The following is a 15,930-nucleotide window of genomic DNA, read 5'->3' on the forward strand; positions in this document are numbered from 1 at the left end:
ATGCGTTTCGTGTCGGTTTCCAGGGCGTTGATCGGCGCATCGCTGCCTGCTGTGGCTCTGTCGGCCATATTCCTGACAGGCTGTGCCGCGGGCGGTGGGCAGCAATTGCCGTCCGCGTCCTTCGTTTCGACCCAGGAGGGGCCGGGCGAGGAATATGTGATCGGGCCGCTGGACGACCTCACCATCTTCGTGTGGCGCAACCCCGATCTCGGCGCGAAGGTTCAGGTGCGGCCCGACGGGCGCATCACCACGCCGCTGATTTCGGACATGTCCGCCGTCGGCAAGACGCCCAAGCAACTGGCCGATGACCTGAAGGTCGCGCTGTCCAAATATATCGAAAATCCGCTGGTGTCGGTGATCGTCAACAATTTCTCCGGCACGTTCAGCCAGCAGGTGCGGATCGTCGGCGCGACGGAAAAGCCGGCCTCGATCCCCTATCGCGCGAACATGACGCTGCTGGATGCGATGATCTCCGTCGGCGGCCTCAGCGAATATGCGGCGGGGAACAAGGCGCGGCTGGTGCGCTTCAACCGCGAAACGGCCAAGCAGCAGGAATATCAGCTCCGCATCGGGGATTTGCTGAAGCGCGGGGACAGCAAGGCGAACGTCATGCTGGCGCCCGGCGACGTCATCATCATTCCCGAAAGCATGTTCTGACATGGCGGCGATCGTCGACGAACTGCTGGTCGTCCTGCATGGCATCTGGACCCGGCGCTGGCTGGCGCTGGGCGTCGCCTGGGGCGTGTGCCTGCTCGGCTGGCTGGGCGTGGCGCTCATCCCCAACAGCTATGAGTCCAGGGCGCGGGTCTATGTGAACACCCAGTCGCTGCTGGAGGACAAGGTGGGCATCACCCAGGTCCAGTCGCAGCAGGATCTGGACCGCGTGCGCCAGACGCTGGCCAGCACGGCCAATCTGGAGCGAGTGGTCAGGGAAACCGACCTGAGCCAAACCGTCGACGGTCCGCGCGACATGGCGGCGAAGATCACCAAGTTGCGCGAAGGCATTACCGTGGTCGCGCAGCTCGACCCCAGCATGATCGACATCAGCGCGACATCGGCGTACTCCGGCCTGTCGGACGGGGCCAATGCGCGCATATCGCAGCAGATCGTGCAGAAGCTGGTCGACATCTTCCAGGAAACCAACCTGTCGTCCGACAAGGTCGAGACGAAGCAGAGCCTGGCCTTTCTCGACCAGCAACTTGCCGAGCGGGGCAAGCAGCTTGCCACCGCCGAACAGCGCCGCGTCGAATTCGAACAGCGCTATGCCGGGATGCTGCCGGGTGCGGGATCGATCGGCCAGCGCATGGATGCGGCGCGGTCGGAGATCAATTCCATCGATTCGCAGCTTGTGCAGGCGCAGAGCGCGCTGGCGGCGATGAACGGGCAGTTGGCGGGTACGCCGCCGACCTTGCCGGGCATGGGCGCTTCGGGCGGGCCTTTGGCGCTGTCGCAGGCGCAGGCCGACCTTGCCTCCATGCGGGCGCGGGGCTTTACCAGCAGCCATCCGGACGTGATCGCGGCGCAGCGGCAGGTCGACCTGCTGCGCGGTCAGGGCAATGGCGGGGCGGGCAGCACCCCCAATCCGGCCTATCTCTCGATCAGGTCGATGCAGGCCGAGCGCGCCGCGACCGTGCAGGGACTTTCCGCACGGAAGGCGCAGTTGCAGGCGGATCTCAATGCCATGGCCTCGCGCCAGACGGATGAGCCGGGCCTTGCCGCAGAGCAGGAGCGGCTCGACCGCGACTATCAGGTGCTCAAGACGCAATATGACAAGATGCTTGGCGACCGCGAGGAAATCCGCCTGCGGGGCGATGTGAAGAGCGAGACGGGGTCGGTCCAGTTCCGCGTGATCAATCCGCCCAGCCTGCCCACAGCACCGGCCGCGCCCAATCGGCCGTTGTTGTTGCTGGCTGTGCTGATCGTCGGGATCGGCGCGGGCGTCGGGACGGCCTTCGCCATGGCGCAGCTCAAGGGCGGTTTCCCCAATGCGGCGCGGCTGGAGAAGGCGCTGGGCGTGCCGGTGATCGGATCGATCAGCCAGACCGTCAGCGCGGCGCAGGTCGCGTTGGAGAAGCAGCGGCTGAAATGGTTTGCGGGGGCCAGCGGTGCATTGGCGGCATTGTGCCTGCTGCTGGTCGTCATCGAATTTATCCAGCGCGGGCTGGCCTGAAGGGGGACGGACGATGAATAAGCACAAGTCCCTGTCCGGCGGCTCGCTGATCGAGCGGGCGACCGAGATTTACGATTTCAGCGCGGCTTTGCGTGGGCGCGCTGCGCCTGCGGTGGAAGTGCCGCAGGATGAAGCGGTCGTTGAGGTTGCTCAGCCTGCGCCGGTTGCCGTCGAGGTGCCGGAACCCGGCTATCGCGCGCCGGACTGGACCGGGCCGGTGCAGCCGATCGACCGGATCGCGTTGGTCGAGGCGGGCTATTTGCTGCCCGATGGCCCGGTCACTGCGATGAGCGAGGAATTCCGGCTGTTGAAGCGCGATCTGCTCGCGGAGCTGGCGGGCAATGCACGGGGCAACCGGGTTCTGATCTGCTCGGCCCATAGCGGCGAGGGCAAGAGCTTTTGCGCGATCAACCTGGCGCTCAGCCTGGCGGCGGAGAAGGAGCGGGAAATCCTGCTGGTCGACGCCGATTTCGGCAAGCCGGGGATTCCGGCAGCTCTGGGGCTGACGGCCGGGGCGGGGCTGATGGATGCGCTGGCCGATCCGGCGATTGCCATAGAGGACTGCGTGTTGCGCACGGACATTCCGTCGCTTTCGGTGCTTCCTGCTGGTCAACGCAGCAACAATGACACTGAATATCTTGCGTCGGCGCGGACGGAGATGTTGCTCAATCGGCTGACCGAAGGGCGGCCCGACCGCATCATCCTGTTCGATTCGCCGCCTCTGCTGGCGGCTTCTCCTGCGGCGGTGCTGGCGAGCCATGCTGCCGTCGCTCTGCTGGTGGTGCGGGCAGACCGGACCACCGAGAGTGCGCTGCGCGATGCGGCGGGACTGCTGAAGGGCGCGTCCAAGGTGAAGCTGCTGCTGAACGGCGTGCGCTTTTCGACCGGGGGGCGACGCTTCGGCAGCTACTATGGGCAGGGGAATGCGGGGTGACGATCTCTCGCTTCTCCCTTGTTCTTGCGGGGATCGCTTTGACCTCGCCTGCCTTTGCGCGGGACGAGCGGCGCAAGGTCGACGTCACGCCCTATCTCGGTATCGATCAGGTCGTGGTCGCGCCGATCAAGGGCGGCGGCGACGTGCTGACCTATACCAATGTCACCGCAGGCGTGACGGCCAGCGTGCAGACGCGCCGCATGGAAGCGTCGGCGGACCTGCAATATGCGCACAGCTTCGGCTGGGGCGATGACCTTAGCGATCAGGATATCATCAGCGGCATCGTCAGCGGGCAATATAGCGTTGCGCGCGGATTGACGCTGAATGCGGGTGGCCTTGCGACGCGGGTGCGGACCGATGGGCTGTCGGGCGCTTCGGTGCGCAACGATGGCTATAGCAGCCAGGTTTATGCTGCTTATGTCGGGCCGTCCTATATGACGCGGCTCGGTGATCTGGATATCAGCGCCTCCTATCGGCTCGGCTATGCGCGGGTGGAGGATGATCTTAGTCTGTCCGCTCCGGGCGCGCCGCAGGGGGGGGGATTTGCCGATTCGACGACGCACGATCTGATGGGTTCCGTCGGTGTCGGACCCGGCGTGTGGATGCCGCTCGGCCTTGTCGCCAGCGCGGGCTACAGCCGGGAGGATGCGAGCCAGCTCGACCAGCGGTTCGAGGACAAATGGGGCCGGATCGACGCGACGCTGCCGGTTTCGCCCACGGTCGCGCTGATCGGCGGCGTCGGCTATGAGAATATGAAGATCAGCCAGCGTTCGCCCTTGCTCGATGGCAATGGCGTGCCGGTGATCTCTTCTAGCGGCCGCTATGTCACCGATGAAAGTTCGCCGCGCCAGCTCATCTATGATTTCGACGACATCATCTGGGACGTCGGCGTGCTCTGGCGGCCGAGTCACCGCACCTCGCTGACCGCGCGGGTGGGCGAGCGCTATGGCGGCATGACCTATTCGGGCAGCTTCATCTGGCAGGGGCGCAACAAGTCCTTCGCTCTGGTGGTGTTCGACGGGATCGATAGCTTCGGACGGGTCATCACCTCCGATGTGGCGGCGCTGTCGGGCAGCAACCTCAATCTGGTGCGCAATCCCTTTACCGGCGACTTCACCGGCTGCGCTTTCTCCACAACCGGCGGCGGGCAGTGCTTCAACGATGCGCTGGCGGGCATAACGGGCGCCAATTTCCGCTATCGCGGCGTCGCGGCGCAATTTGCGGCGGAGCGCGGGCCGTGGGGCATGGGGATCGGCCTTGGCTATTCGCAGCGCAAGTTCGTGACGCCATCGGGTGAGACGGTGTTCGTGCGCGGGACCAAGGACCAGAATTGGTACGGCAATGCCTCGCTTACTTATCGCGTGGACAGCCAGTCGAGCATCGATACGGCGGTCTATGCCAATTATTTCGATGCCAGCGGCAATCGTCTGGACGTGCTGAATCTGGGCGCCTTCACCAGCTATTACCGGCTCGTCACGCGCAATCTTCAGGCGTCGGCCTCGCTCGGCATCGACAGTGCCAAGGCGGATCAGCTGGATGCCGTCATCAATGCCATGGGTCAGCTTGGCCTGCGCTATACATTTTAAGCAAATGCCCGATCGGGTGGAGAATTAGGCATGTACGATCAGTTCTACGGATTGCAGGGACGCCCGTTCCAGCTAACGCCGGACCCGCATTTCTATTTCGAGAGCGCGACCCATCGCAAGGCGCTGTCCTACCTCGGCTATGGTCTGGCGCAAGGGGAGGGCTTCATCGTCATCACCGGCGATATCGGCGCGGGCAAGACCACGCTGGTCGGGCACCTGATGAACACCATCGATCCCTCGCGGCTGACGGCGGTAAAGATCGTCTCGACCCAGGTGGAGGGCGACGACATGCTGCGCCTTGCCGCGCAGAGCTTTGGCCTTGCGGTGGATGCCATGCCCAAGGCGCAGATTTTGCGTCAGATCGAGGGCTATCTGCACACGCAGGCGCGGGCGGGGCGGCGGTCGCTGCTGATCGTGGACGAGGCGCAGAATCTGCCGATTTCCGCGATCGAGGAATTGCGGATGCTCTCCAACTTCCAATTGGGCGGGCAGTCGCTGTTGCAGATTTTCCTGCTGGGCCAGCCGGAGTTTCGCGATCTGCTGAAGTCGCCGGAACTGGAACAGCTTCGCCAGCGCGTGATCGCCACCCATCATCTTGATCCGATGATGCGGCGCGAAGTCGAGCCTTATATCCTCCATCGTCTGTCGCTGGTCGGCTGGAAGGGCGATCCGCAGTTCACGCCGGAGGCCTTCGCCGCCATCTATGCCGCGACGGGCGGCGTGCCGCGCCGGATCAACGTGTTGGTGAGCCGCGTGCTGCTGCTGGGCGCGCTGGACCAGCTTTCGGTGATCGATGGCGAGGTGGTCTATGCGGTCGTGGCCGATATGGGCGCGGACGCCGATGTGACGCCCGAGCCGATGGCGCATAGCGTGCTGGATGAGGCGGAGGAACTGGTCGAGGCGCCTGAAATCGCGCCCGCTCCGATTGTGTCGGATGAAGTTGCCGCGCTGCGGGCTGAGGTCGAAGCGCTGCGCGCTGCGCGGACGGAGCCGGCGATCAGCCTGCTGGATGAGATCGCTTCGCTTCAGGCGGAAATCGAGACGCTGCGGGCGGAGAATGATTTTGCCCGCGCCGCGCCGAGCGTCGATCCCGAAGCGCTCAAGGACTGCTTCACCCTGATCGAGGAAAGGCTCTCCACGCTGGAGTTCCGCGTGACCGAGCAGGATACCGCGCTGCGCCGGGTATTGACGCTGCTGGTCGAGTGGGTCGAGCGCGAGGAACGGATGGGCGACGCGCAGCACAGCGCCGCCGCCTGATCGGGTCATGCTGAACGCCCTGTCGGTCGATGTCGAGGACTGGTTCCAGGTCGGCGCGTTCGAGCGCACGATCCGGCGCGAGGATTGGGCGGGCCTGACCCACCGCGTCGAGCGCAACACCGACGAAGTGCTGGCGCTGTTCGATGAGGCCGGAGTCAAGGCGACCTTCTTCACTTTGGGCTGGGTGGCGGAGCGTTACCCGGCGCTGATGCGGCGGATCGTCGAGGCGGGGCATGAGGTGGCGAGCCACGGTTATGACCATGCGCGGGTGTTCACCTTCGACGGGGCGCAATTCCGCGCCGATCTGCGACGGTCGCGGGCGATATTGGAGGATGCGAGCGGGCAGGCGGTGACCGGCTATCGCGCGCCGAGCTTTTCCATCGACCGGCGCGTGCCCTGGGCGCATGAGGTGCTGGCCGAGGAAGGCTATGCCTATAGCAGCAGCGTCGCGCCGATCCGGCACGACCATTATGGCTGGCCCGAAAGCCCGCGCTTCGCCTGGAAGCCGGTGGCGGGATCGCCGCTGGTGGAACTGCCGGTGACGACGGCCAAGCTGGCTGGGCGGACTCTGGCGGCGGGGGGAGGCGGGTTTTTCCGGCTGCTGCCTTACGGCTTTTCGCGCTGGGCGATCCGGCAGGTGAATGGGCGCGACCAGCGGCCCGCGATCATTTATTTCCATCCGTGGGAGATCGATCCCGACCAACCGCGTGTGGAGGGCGCGCCGCTGCGGTCGCGCTTTCGTCATTACACCAATCTCTCGGTCATGGCCGACAAGCTGCGCCGCCTGACGCGCGATTTTTCCTGGGGCCGTGTGGACGCGCTGGCTGCGCAGGAAGCGGAGCGGGCGGCATGAAGACGGGGGAAGTTCTCGTCACGGCTCTGGACCTTGCCGATCCGGTTCAACGGGAGGCGGCGGATGCGTTTGTCATGGCGCATCCGGAGGGGACGCCCTTTCATCGCCCGGCCTGGTTGTTGGGTGTCGAGCGGGGGACAGGCAATCGCGCGCATATGCTGTCTGCGGTGGCGCCTTCGGGGCAGATCGTAGGCTTGCTGCCGCTGCATCATGTGAAGAGTGCGCTCTTTGGACAGGCTTTGGTGTCGGCGGGTTTTGCCGTCGATGGCGGGATTCTCGCGAGCGATCCGGGGGTGGTGTCCGCACTGGCCGCAGCCTGCGAGGGTGTGGCGCGGGATGGCAGCATTTCTTCGGTCGAGCTGCGCGGCGGGCCGGTGCCGGGCGAGGGTTGGGCTTTGCATGAGGGGAGCCATCTCGGCTTTTCGCGGCCGATTGCGAGCGACGATGAGGCGGAATTGCTGGCCGTGCCGCGCAAGCATCGCGCCGAATTGCGCAAGGCTCTGGCGAATGACGCGCTGCGGGTCGAGATCGGGCGGGAGGCGCGGCACCTGAAGGCGCATTATCGCGTCTATTCGGAAAGCGTGCGCAATCTCGGCACGCCGGTTTTTCCGGCGCGGCTGTTCCGCGAAGTGCTGGCAGCCTTTGGCGAGGATGCCGACATATTGGTGGTTTTGGAGGGCGATCGGCCGGTTTCGGCGGTGCTCACTCTCTATCATCAGGGGCGGGTGATGCCTTTCTGGGGCGGCGGGGTCGCGGATGCGCGGCGGCTGCGGTCCAATGAACTGATGTATTACCGGCTGATGAGTCATGGCCGGGATCGGGGGATGCGTGTCTTCGATTTCGGCCGGTCCAAGACGGGCAGCGGGCAGGCGGCGTGGAAGAAGAGCTTCGGCTTCGATCCTATGCCGCTTTCCTATCATAGCTGGTCAGCGACCGGCGAGCGGCGGGACATCAATCCCAACAGCCCGCAATATCAGCGGCGGATCGAGCTATGGAAAAAGCTGCCCTTGCCGGTCGCAAATTGGGTCGGGCCGTTCATTGCGCGGGGGCTGGGGTGACGGGGGAGATCCTCTTTCTCTGCCACCGCATTCCCTTTCCGCCGGATCGGGGGGACAAGATCCGCTCCTATCATCTGTTGGAGCGGATGGCGCAGATCGCGCCTGTCCATGTCGGCTGTTTTGCCGACGATGATCGGGATATCGGGTTTGCGCCCGACATGGCGAAGATGACGGCCAGCCAGTGCGTGCTGATGCGGGACCGTTCGCGGGCGGTGGCGGGGCTGAAAGGGTTAGCGACGGGGCAATCGCTGCTGGTGTCGCTGTTCGATCATCCCGGGTTACATCGCTGGGTAGCCAAGGTGCTGGCGGAGCGGCCCGTCAAGGCGGTTGTCACTTATTCCGCACAAATGGCGCATTTCGTGCCGGTGCTGCCGGACGGCGTGCGTTTCGTGATGGATTTCGTGGACTTCGATTCGGCCAAATATGCCGCTTATGGTGCGCAGGGGTCTGGCCCGATGGCCTGGATCAACCGGCGCGAGGCGCGGCTGTTGCTCGATTTCGAACGAAAGGTGGCGGAACGCGCCGACCTTTGCGCCTTCGTGAGCGAGGCGGAGGCGGCCCTGTTCCGGCAGGCAAGTGGTCTCGGACCGGATCGCATTGTTGGCATCGATAATGGCGTGGCGCTGGATTATTTCGATCCGGCGGCGGATTTTCCTTCGGTGGAGCGCCGGGGTGGGCCGTTGCTCGTCTTCACCGGGCAAATGGATTATCGCCCCAATATCGAGGCCGTCGAAAGCTTCGCGCGCGAGACGCTGCCCGCCATCCGCGACAAATGTCCGGAGGCGACCTTCGCGATCGTCGGCCGCAATCCCACCAGGCCGGTTCAGGCTTTGGCTGCGCTGCCAGGCGTGATCGTGACCGGGGCCGTGCCCGATGTGCGCGGCTGGCTGGCGGCGGCGGATGTCGTCGTGGCGCCGCTGCGGATCGCGCGAGGCATCCAGAACAAGGTGCTGGAGGCGATGGCGATGGCGCGGCCTGTGGTTGTTTCGCCCCAAGCCGCCGAAGGGATCGATGCGCTGGATGAGGAGCATCTCCTGATCGCCGCCGATCCTGCGCAGGAGGCTGCCAAGATCGTCGCATTGCTGTCGGACAGGGATCGCGCCGAACGTCTCGGTCGGGTTGCGCGGATGCGGATGGAGGAGCGCTATCGCTGGTCCGCGACGCTGGCCAAGCTGCCGGACATGCTGTTCGGATCACCGCCGACCGTCGACATGAGGGCTGCATGATCGATCGCGTCTTGCGGCTGGGGCCAGCCGAATCCGGACTGGCAGGCTGGCGCGGTCATCTGACGGCGCTTGCCATTATCGCCTTCACAATCCTCGCTTTGTTTCATCGCGATGTGCTGGGCATGATGGCGATCTGGTGGACCGCCTCCACCTATGGCCATTGCCTGTTCATTCCGATTCTGGTCGCATGGCTGGTGCAGCAGCGCTTGTCGGGTCTTCGCCAATTGCGGCCGACGGCATGGGCGCCGGGGCTGCTCTGGCTGTCGCTGGGAGCCTTTGCCTGGATGCTGGGCGCAGCTGCCGGGGTGGCGGTTGTGCGTCATGGCGCGCTGATCCTGATGCTTCAGGGAACGGTGGTCGCATTGCTCGGTCCGGCCGTGTCGCGGGCGCTTCTCTTTCCCCTATTCTACGCCTTTTTCATGGTGCCCCTCGGTGAGGAAATCGTCGCGCCCTTGCAGTTGGCGACGGCGCATATCAGCATGGTGCTGCTTGGCCTGACCGGCGTTCCCGCGCAGATGCAGGGCATCTTCATCACTACGCCCGGCGGCTATTTCGAGGTGGCGGAAGCCTGTTCCGGTGCCAAGTTCGTGATCGCCATGACGGCCTATGGCTTGCTGGTCTGTAATGTCTGCTTCAGCAGTTGGAAACGGCGGATCGCCTTCATGGCCGGAGCGCTTTCGCTGTCGATCCTGGCCAATGGGGTGCGGGCGTTCGCCACGATCTTCATCGCGGAGGTGACGACGATCGATGCGGCGGCGGGCTTCGACCATGTCGTCTATGGATGGGTGTTCTTTGCCGTCATTATGACGCTGGTCATGGCCACGGCCTGGCCCTTTTTCGACCGTAAGCCGGGCGATTCCTGGTTCGATTCCGATCGCTTGCGGCAAAGGGGAGGATCGGCCACGGGGGCGATTGCGGGCGGTGCATTGGCGATCATCGTCGCGGCGCCGCTGTGGCTGGCTGCAAGTGCTGCGACGGGAAAGCTGCTGCCCGGCGCGCCCGCCATGCCGCAGGTGAAGGGTTGGGTTCAGACGGATGAAGCATCGCTCCATCCCTGGCGTCCGCGCTTCGACGGCGCCGACTATCTGGCGATGGGGCGCTACCGCAATGCAAAAGGGCAGGTCGTCGACCTCGCCATCGCTACCTTCGACCGGCAGGATGAAGGCCGCGAACTGGTCGGCTTCGCGCAGGGGGCGGCCGATCCCGGCGGCGACTGGACGTGGTCGCAACCCGCGTCGGCCCCCGTCAATGCGCGGGGCGAGCAGATCACCGGCCCCGGTCGCGTGGTGCGCCATGTGGTGAGCTTCTATGTCGTTGGAAATGGTAATCCCACCGGCAGCGGGCATCTCGTGAAGTTGGAAACGATGAAGGCCCGTCTGCTGGGCGGCGACCAGCGTGCTGCCGCTATTTTGGTCTCGGCGGAGGAACGGGAAGGGGGCTCATCCGATGCCGCGATCACCGCTTTTCTCCATGATCTGGGCAATGTGAAGGATTTGGCTGACCGCAGCCTCGGAACCCGCTAAGACCCTTCGCATGTGCGGAATAGCGGGCATCTTCCACCTTGAAACGGCCAAGCCGGTCGATCCGGCGCGGGTCGGGCTGATGCTGGACGCCATGCCGTGGCGCGGGCCGGATGACAGCGGCATCTGGACCGCGCCGGGCGTGGGGCTGGGGCATTTGCGCCTGTCGATCATCGATCTCAGCAGCGGCGCGCAGCCGATGCTGACCGAGGATGAGAGTCTCGCCGTCGTCTTCAACGGTGAAATCTATAATTTCATGGAGGTCCGCGCGGAGCTGGAGGCCAAAGGCCATATCTTCCGCACGCATAGCGACACGGAAGTCATCCTCCACGGCTATCGTCAATGGGGCGAGGCCTGTGTCGAAAAGTTCAACGGCATGTTCGCCTTCGCCCTGTTCGATGCGCGGGCGCAGTCGCTCTGGCTGGTGCGCGACCGATTGGGCGTGAAGCCGCTCCATTATGCGCTGCTGTCGGACGGCAGCCTGATCTTCGGGTCGGAATTGAAGAGCCTGCTCGCCCATCCATTGCTGCGGCGCGCGCCGGACCTGTCGGCGGTCGAGGACTATCTCGCTTACGGTTACGTGCCCGACGATGCCTGCATGGTCGCGGGCGTGCGCAAGCTGGGGGCGGCGGAGACTCTGCGCATCGTGCGCGGGCGTCCCTTGCCGCAGCCGCAGCGCTATTGGGATGTGAGCTTTGCCGACCGTAGCAAGGCATCTCCGCAAGCGCTGGAGGAGGAACTGGTCGCGCTGATGCGGCAGGCGGTGCGATCCCGCATGGTGGCGGACGTGCCGCTTGGCGCATTCCTGTCAGGCGGGGTGGACAGCAGCAGCGTGGTCGCGCTGATGGCCGAGGCATCGAAACAGGCGGTCAAGACCTGCACCATCGGCTTCGATGTCAAGGAACTGGACGAAACCGCCTATGCCGATCGGATCGCGCGGCGCTTCGCCACCGATCATCGCTCGCGGATCGTATCGCCTGACGATTATGGGCTGATCGATACGCTTGCTGCTCATTTCGACGAGCCTTTTGCCGATGCCTCAGCTCTGCCGACCTACCGGGTGTGCGAATTGGCGCGGGAGCAGGTCACGGTCGCGCTTTCGGGAGACGGCGCGGATGAGGCCTTTGCGGGCTATAGGCGGCATCGCTTCCAGATGCAGGGGGAGCGGTTGCGCGGACTGATCCCGGCTTCGGTGCGTCAGCCCTTGTTCGGGACGCTGGGGCGCTATTATCCCAAGGCCGATTGGGCGCCGCGGGCGTTGCGAGCGAAGTCGACCTTGCTCGAACTGGCGGGGGAGGGCGGGGAAGCCTATGCCGCCTCGGTCGGGGTGACGCCGCATGCCTTGCGGCAGAAGCTGTTCAGCCAGGATATGAAGACGCGGCTTGGCGCCTATCGGGCGGAGGACCGTTACATCAAGGCCATGGGGGAGGCGCCTGCCCGCGACCCGCTGGACCGGGCGCAATATGCCGACATCCGCATCTGGCTGCCCGGCGACATCCTGACCAAGACCGACCGGATGAGCATGGCCGTCAGCCTGGAAGCGCGAGAGCCGCTGCTCGACCACCGGCTGGTCGAATTCGCCGCGCGCTTGCCGGTCGCCCAGCGGATCAGGGGCAATAGCGGCAAATATCTCATGAAGAAGGCGATGGAGCCTTATCTGCCGCAGGATATTCTCTACCGGTCGAAAATGGGCTTCGTGACGCCGATCAGCGCCTGGTTTCGGGGGCCGCTCGCCGGGGAGGCGACGGCGATCGCCGGAGGATCGGCGCTGGCGAAGACGGGCTGGTTCGATACCCGGATGCTGGGCAAGGTCGCGGCGGATCACAAGGCCGGGCTGGCCGATCACGGCCGGCTGCTTTGGCAGTTGCTGATGTTGGACAAGGCTTTGGGAAGGCTGTTTGCCCTTTGATCCGGCTTATACGTGCTCCTGCCTTCGCAGGAGCACGATGGATTTCAACCTTGAAAGCTGTTCCAAGGGGTGCCAACGGAGCGGACACGCTAAAGCTGATCAGGGTCCATAGGTGACAGTCTCCAAGGAAATATTGCGGGTGCGCCTGTACCTGCTGTGTCTGCTGGGGGACATGGCGGGGCTTTTCCTGTCCTTTCTGCTGGCCAATCTGCTGGTGTTGGGCGCGTTTTCCGGCGAGCCGGGCAAGCCCCACGGTCTCGTCATGTTCGCGATGATCGCGCCGCTCTACGTGCTGCTGGGGATACAGGGCGGCGCCTATGGCATCCACATGCTGGAGGATCTGCGGCGCGGCATCTTCCGGAGCCTTCTGGCCCTGGCGCAGGCGGCGATGCTGATGCTGCTGATCGTCTATCTGGGCAAGATTGCGGAGCAGCTTTCGCGCCTGACGTTCGTCGTGGGTCTCGGCTTTTCGGCGGTCAGCGTTGCTGTGGTGCGGCTGGCCATCGACCGCCTGGGCGCTCTGCTATTGGGCGAGGTGCCGCATCTGACCGTCGTGATCATGGATGGCGTGGCGATCGACACCGGCCCGCATATGCATGTGATCGAGTCCGCCGTAGCTGGTTTGCATCCCAAGGGGCATGATGCTGACATGGCCGCGCGTCTCGCCGCCGCCGTGGGCATGGCGGAGCGCGTGATCGTCGCCTGTCCGATGGAGCGGATGAGCGACTGGTCGGTGGCGCTGAAGTCGCTCTCCGCACGGGGCGAGATCGTCGTGCCGGAACTGCTGCGCTTCGCCCCGGCGCGAGTGGACGAGTTTGACGGCCAGCCCACGATCATCGTGGCGGGCGGGCCTTTCCAGTTCCGCGATCGGCTGATCAAGCGCTTCTTCGACATTGTGGTGGCGACGGCGGCGACCATCGCTTTGTCGCCGGTGTTGATTGCGGCGGCGCTGGCGGTGAAGCTGACCAGTCCCGGCCCGATCATCTTCCGCCAGCCGCGCATCGGCCGCGATGCCCGGCCGTTCAGCATCTACAAATTCCGATCGATGCGCACCGATGCCAGCGACCGCAAGGCCGATAAGCTGACTGCGCGCGACGATGACCGGGTGACGGCGGTGGGCCGCTTCCTGCGCAAGACCAGCATCGATGAATTGCCGCAACTCTTCAACGTGTTGCGCGGCGACATGAGCATCGTCGGCCCGCGTCCCCATGCCGCCGCCGCCAAGGCGGGGGACAGCCTCTATTGGGAGGTCGACGATCGCTATTGGGAGCGGCATTGCATCAAGCCGGGCATGACCGGCCTTGCGCAGGTGCGCGGGCATCGCGGATCGACCGATCATCATCAGGATTTGATCGACCGCCTCCAGTCGGACCTTGAATATGTGACCAAATGGTCGATCTGGCGCGACCTGCGCATCATCGTGGCGACGATCGGCGTGCTGGTGCATCACAAGGCCTATTGATGAACGCGATCGATCTTGTCGCTGCGCTGGTTTTGCTGCTGTCGCTGGTGGCGGTAGCGTGGCCGTTTCTCCTTTATCCGCTGATCCTGCGGGCCTTGCCGACGCGGCTGGAACGGCCCGTGGCGGGGCCGACGCCTTCTGCGTCGCTGTTGTTCTGCGCCTATAATGAGGCGGCAGCGATGCCGGAAAAGCTCGCCAATCTGGCGATGTTGAAGGCGCGTCATCCGGGCCTTGAAATCCTCGCCTTCGACGATGGTTCGTCGGACGAGACGGCAGCGCTGATCACGGCGCAGGGTGATCTGGTGACGCTGCTGCGCGGGCCGGGGCGCAGCGGCAAGGCGCATGGCATGAAGCTGCTAGCGGCGCGGGCGAAGGGCGACGTGCTGATCTTCACCGACGCCAATGTGATGCTGGATGCGGACGCGATCGACAATTTGCTGGCGCGCTATGCCGACCCGGAGATCGGCGGCGTGCTGGGTTCGCTGCATTATATGGGCGATGGCGAGAGCGCGACGGCCTCGGTCGGTTCGCTCTACTGGCGGATCGAGGAACGGTTGAAGGACGAGGAATCGCGCACCGGCAATGTGCTGGGGGCGGATGGATCGATCTTTTCGATCCGGCGGGCGCTCTATCCCGAATTTCCCGATAGTGTGCTCGACGACCTGACCGTTTCCATGGCGGTGGTCTTTGCGGGCAAGCGGCTGGTGAAGGCGAAGAATGTGATTGCCCGCGAGCGATTGGTCGCGGCGCGGGGCGATGAATATCGCCGCAAGGTCCGGATCGCCGCCCGCGCCTGGCACACGCACAGCCATTTGCGGCCGCAACTACGGCGCATGGGTACGCTGGACCGCTTCAAATATGCCTCGCGTAAGATCGTGCGCTGGTTCGGCGGCCTCTTCATCCTGACGGGGATTATCGCGGCGGGGACGCTGACGATGCGGTTTTCTCCGACGCTCTATATGATCGGCGGATTGACCGGCGTGTTCATCCTCTGGCGCGGCTTGCGCTCCAGGGGCGGCCCGTTCGCGGCGGTGGTGGATATCGTGATCGCCTATTTCGCGACCTTGCAGGGCGTCGTGAAAGCGATGAGCGGCCGCACCGTCACCATCTGGAATCCGGCCAAGTCGCGCTGATCCCTCTCGCCAAAGCGGCGGCATATTGTATAGGCGACCTACCCTTTAGCGGAGCCAAGGCGTGATTACTTACCAGCGGGTGGCGAAAGCCGCCGGCAAGCATCTGACCCGGACCATGCTGGCTGTGCGCAAGGCGCTGGGCGCGCGTGCGAACCGGGGTTGCCCCGCCTGCGGGCAGGCGGTGGTGGGATTCTTCCGCTATGGCGACAATGCCGAATGGGGCTGCCCGAACTGCGGCGCTTCCCCACGCGAGCGGCTGATGAACCATCTGATCGCGGGCGATGTGCTGACGGTGCCAGGGCAGGGCGCGGTGCTGCATATGGCGCCCAATGAAGCCAGCCTCGTGCGCCGCTTTTCCGTTGCCGCCGATTATACGCCCGCCGATCTCGATCCGGGCCGCTACCATGTGCCGAACATGCGGCGCGTCGACCTCATGGCGCTCAATGACAGCGAACGCTACGACCTGTTCTATGCCAGCCATGTGATGGAGCATGTGCCGGACGATCATGCCGTGTTGCGTAACATCCATGGCGCGTTGAAGCCGGGCGGTGAGGCCTGGCTGATCGTGCCGCTGTGGGAGAAGCCGACCGAGGACGGCAGTTTCGACATTCCCCCACGCGAACGCGAGCGGCGCTTCGGCCAGTGGGATCATGTGCGCCAATATGGTTTGGACTTTGCGGACCGCATCCGCGCGGCCGGCTTTGAACTGGAAGAGATCGACGCGAGCGGGATCGATGCCGATACGCGGCATTATTATGCGCTGGACGACCGCCTGTTCCGCGCCCGCAAGCCTGTGCGAGCCTGATCCCGGTGAGCGAACCG

Annotated in this window: 13 protein-coding genes; all 13 read left to right on the forward strand. The window is 64.8% G+C overall.

The genetic code is table 11. The features are described 5' to 3' along the window. Positions 1 to 657 (forward strand): XrtA/PEP-CTERM system exopolysaccharide export protein, encoded by a 657-nt coding sequence (locus HHL26_RS13910; RefSeq protein ID WP_066561541.1) that lies wholly within the window; start codon positions 1 to 3, stop codon positions 655 to 657. Position 658: 1 nt separating this feature from the next. Then, on the forward strand, positions 659 to 2,170 hold the full coding sequence (locus HHL26_RS13915; RefSeq protein ID WP_066555898.1) for an XrtA system polysaccharide chain length determinant: 1,512 nt from the start codon (positions 659 to 661) through the stop codon (positions 2,168 to 2,170). Positions 2,171 to 2,183: 13 nt separating this feature from the next. Continuing rightward, positions 2,184 to 3,104 carry an AAA family ATPase gene (locus HHL26_RS13920; protein ID WP_066555901.1) on the forward strand — a complete coding sequence of 307 codons (921 nt, stop codon included), beginning with the start codon at positions 2,184 to 2,186 and terminating at the stop codon, positions 3,102 to 3,104. Beyond that, positions 3,101 to 4,690, forward strand: a complete 1,590-nt coding sequence (locus HHL26_RS13925; protein ID WP_066555903.1) for a hypothetical protein — start codon at positions 3,101 to 3,103, stop codon at positions 4,688 to 4,690. The genes HHL26_RS13920 and HHL26_RS13925 overlap by 4 nt, the downstream gene beginning before the upstream one ends. A gap of 30 nt (positions 4,691 to 4,720) precedes the next feature. Beyond that, the gene (locus tag HHL26_RS13930; protein WP_066555905.1) at positions 4,721 to 5,947 is read left to right on the forward strand and encodes an XrtA/PEP-CTERM system-associated ATPase; all 1,227 of its coding nucleotides are present in this window, start codon (positions 4,721 to 4,723) and stop codon (positions 5,945 to 5,947) included. A 7-nt stretch (positions 5,948 to 5,954) separates the two neighbouring features. Continuing rightward, positions 5,955 to 6,800 carry an XrtA system polysaccharide deacetylase gene (locus tag HHL26_RS13935; RefSeq protein WP_066555907.1) on the forward strand — a complete coding sequence of 282 codons (846 nt, stop codon included), beginning with the start codon at positions 5,955 to 5,957 and terminating at the stop codon, positions 6,798 to 6,800. Continuing rightward, positions 6,797 to 7,858, forward strand: a complete 1,062-nt coding sequence (locus HHL26_RS13940) for a FemAB family XrtA/PEP-CTERM system-associated protein (RefSeq protein ID WP_066555909.1) — start codon at positions 6,797 to 6,799, stop codon at positions 7,856 to 7,858. The genes HHL26_RS13935 and HHL26_RS13940 overlap by 4 nt, the downstream gene beginning before the upstream one ends. Next, on the forward strand, positions 7,855 to 9,084 hold the full coding sequence (locus tag HHL26_RS13945) for a TIGR03087 family PEP-CTERM/XrtA system glycosyltransferase (protein WP_169576146.1): 1,230 nt from the start codon (positions 7,855 to 7,857) through the stop codon (positions 9,082 to 9,084). Before HHL26_RS13940 ends, HHL26_RS13945 begins: the two co-directional genes overlap by 4 nt. Further along, complete coding sequence (xrtA, locus tag HHL26_RS13950) at positions 9,081 to 10,607, forward strand: exosortase A (RefSeq protein ID WP_066555913.1); 1,527 nt, start codon at positions 9,081 to 9,083, stop codon at positions 10,605 to 10,607. Before HHL26_RS13945 ends, xrtA begins: the two co-directional genes overlap by 4 nt. Before the next feature lie 10 nt (positions 10,608 to 10,617). Continuing rightward, positions 10,618 to 12,513, forward strand: coding sequence for an XrtA/PEP-CTERM system amidotransferase (locus tag HHL26_RS13955; RefSeq protein WP_066555915.1), 1,896 nt, complete (start codon positions 10,618 to 10,620; stop codon positions 12,511 to 12,513). A gap of 112 nt (positions 12,514 to 12,625) precedes the next feature. Next, entirely contained in the window at positions 12,626 to 13,975 is a 1,350-nt protein-coding gene (locus HHL26_RS13960; protein ID WP_066555916.1) for a sugar transferase, read from the forward strand. Further along, positions 13,975 to 15,108: a glycosyltransferase family 2 protein gene (locus tag HHL26_RS13965; RefSeq protein ID WP_066555918.1), complete on the forward strand. Its 1,134-nt coding sequence runs from the start codon at positions 13,975 to 13,977 to the stop codon at positions 15,106 to 15,108. Before HHL26_RS13960 ends, HHL26_RS13965 begins: the two co-directional genes overlap by 1 nt. A 61-nt stretch (positions 15,109 to 15,169) precedes the next feature. Further along, positions 15,170 to 15,913, forward strand: coding sequence for a class I SAM-dependent methyltransferase (locus HHL26_RS13970; protein WP_066555919.1), 744 nt, complete (start codon positions 15,170 to 15,172; stop codon positions 15,911 to 15,913). The last annotated feature ends 17 nt before the right edge of the window (positions 15,914 to 15,930 follow it).

It is taken from the genome of Sphingobium sp. TB-6, from assembly GCF_012927365.1.
Taxonomy (GTDB): Bacteria; Pseudomonadota; Alphaproteobacteria; order Sphingomonadales; family Sphingomonadaceae; genus Sphingobium.

Excerpts from the sequence above, each read along its gene's own strand:
- HHL26_RS13965 (WP_066555918.1), top strand. The coding sequence starts at position 13,975 with ATGAACGCGATCGATCTTGTCGCTGCGCTGGTTTTGCTGCTGTCGCTG.
- xrtA (WP_066555913.1), top strand. The coding sequence starts at position 9,081 with ATGATCGATCGCGTCTTGCGGCTGGGGCCAGCCGAATCCGGACTGGCA.
- HHL26_RS13930 (WP_066555905.1), top strand. The coding sequence starts at position 4,721 with ATGTACGATCAGTTCTACGGATTGCAGGGACGCCCGTTCCAGCTAACG.
- HHL26_RS13955 (WP_066555915.1), top strand. The coding sequence starts at position 10,618 with ATGTGCGGAATAGCGGGCATCTTCCACCTTGAAACGGCCAAGCCGGTC.
- HHL26_RS13920 (WP_066555901.1), top strand. The coding sequence starts at position 2,184 with ATGAATAAGCACAAGTCCCTGTCCGGCGGCTCGCTGATCGAGCGGGCG.
- HHL26_RS13940 (WP_066555909.1), top strand. The coding sequence starts at position 6,797 with ATGAAGACGGGGGAAGTTCTCGTCACGGCTCTGGACCTTGCCGATCCG.
- HHL26_RS13915 (WP_066555898.1), top strand. The coding sequence starts at position 659 with ATGGCGGCGATCGTCGACGAACTGCTGGTCGTCCTGCATGGCATCTGG.
- HHL26_RS13910 (WP_066561541.1), top strand. The coding sequence starts at position 1 with ATGCGTTTCGTGTCGGTTTCCAGGGCGTTGATCGGCGCATCGCTGCCT.
- HHL26_RS13935 (WP_066555907.1), top strand. The coding sequence starts at position 5,955 with ATGCTGAACGCCCTGTCGGTCGATGTCGAGGACTGGTTCCAGGTCGGC.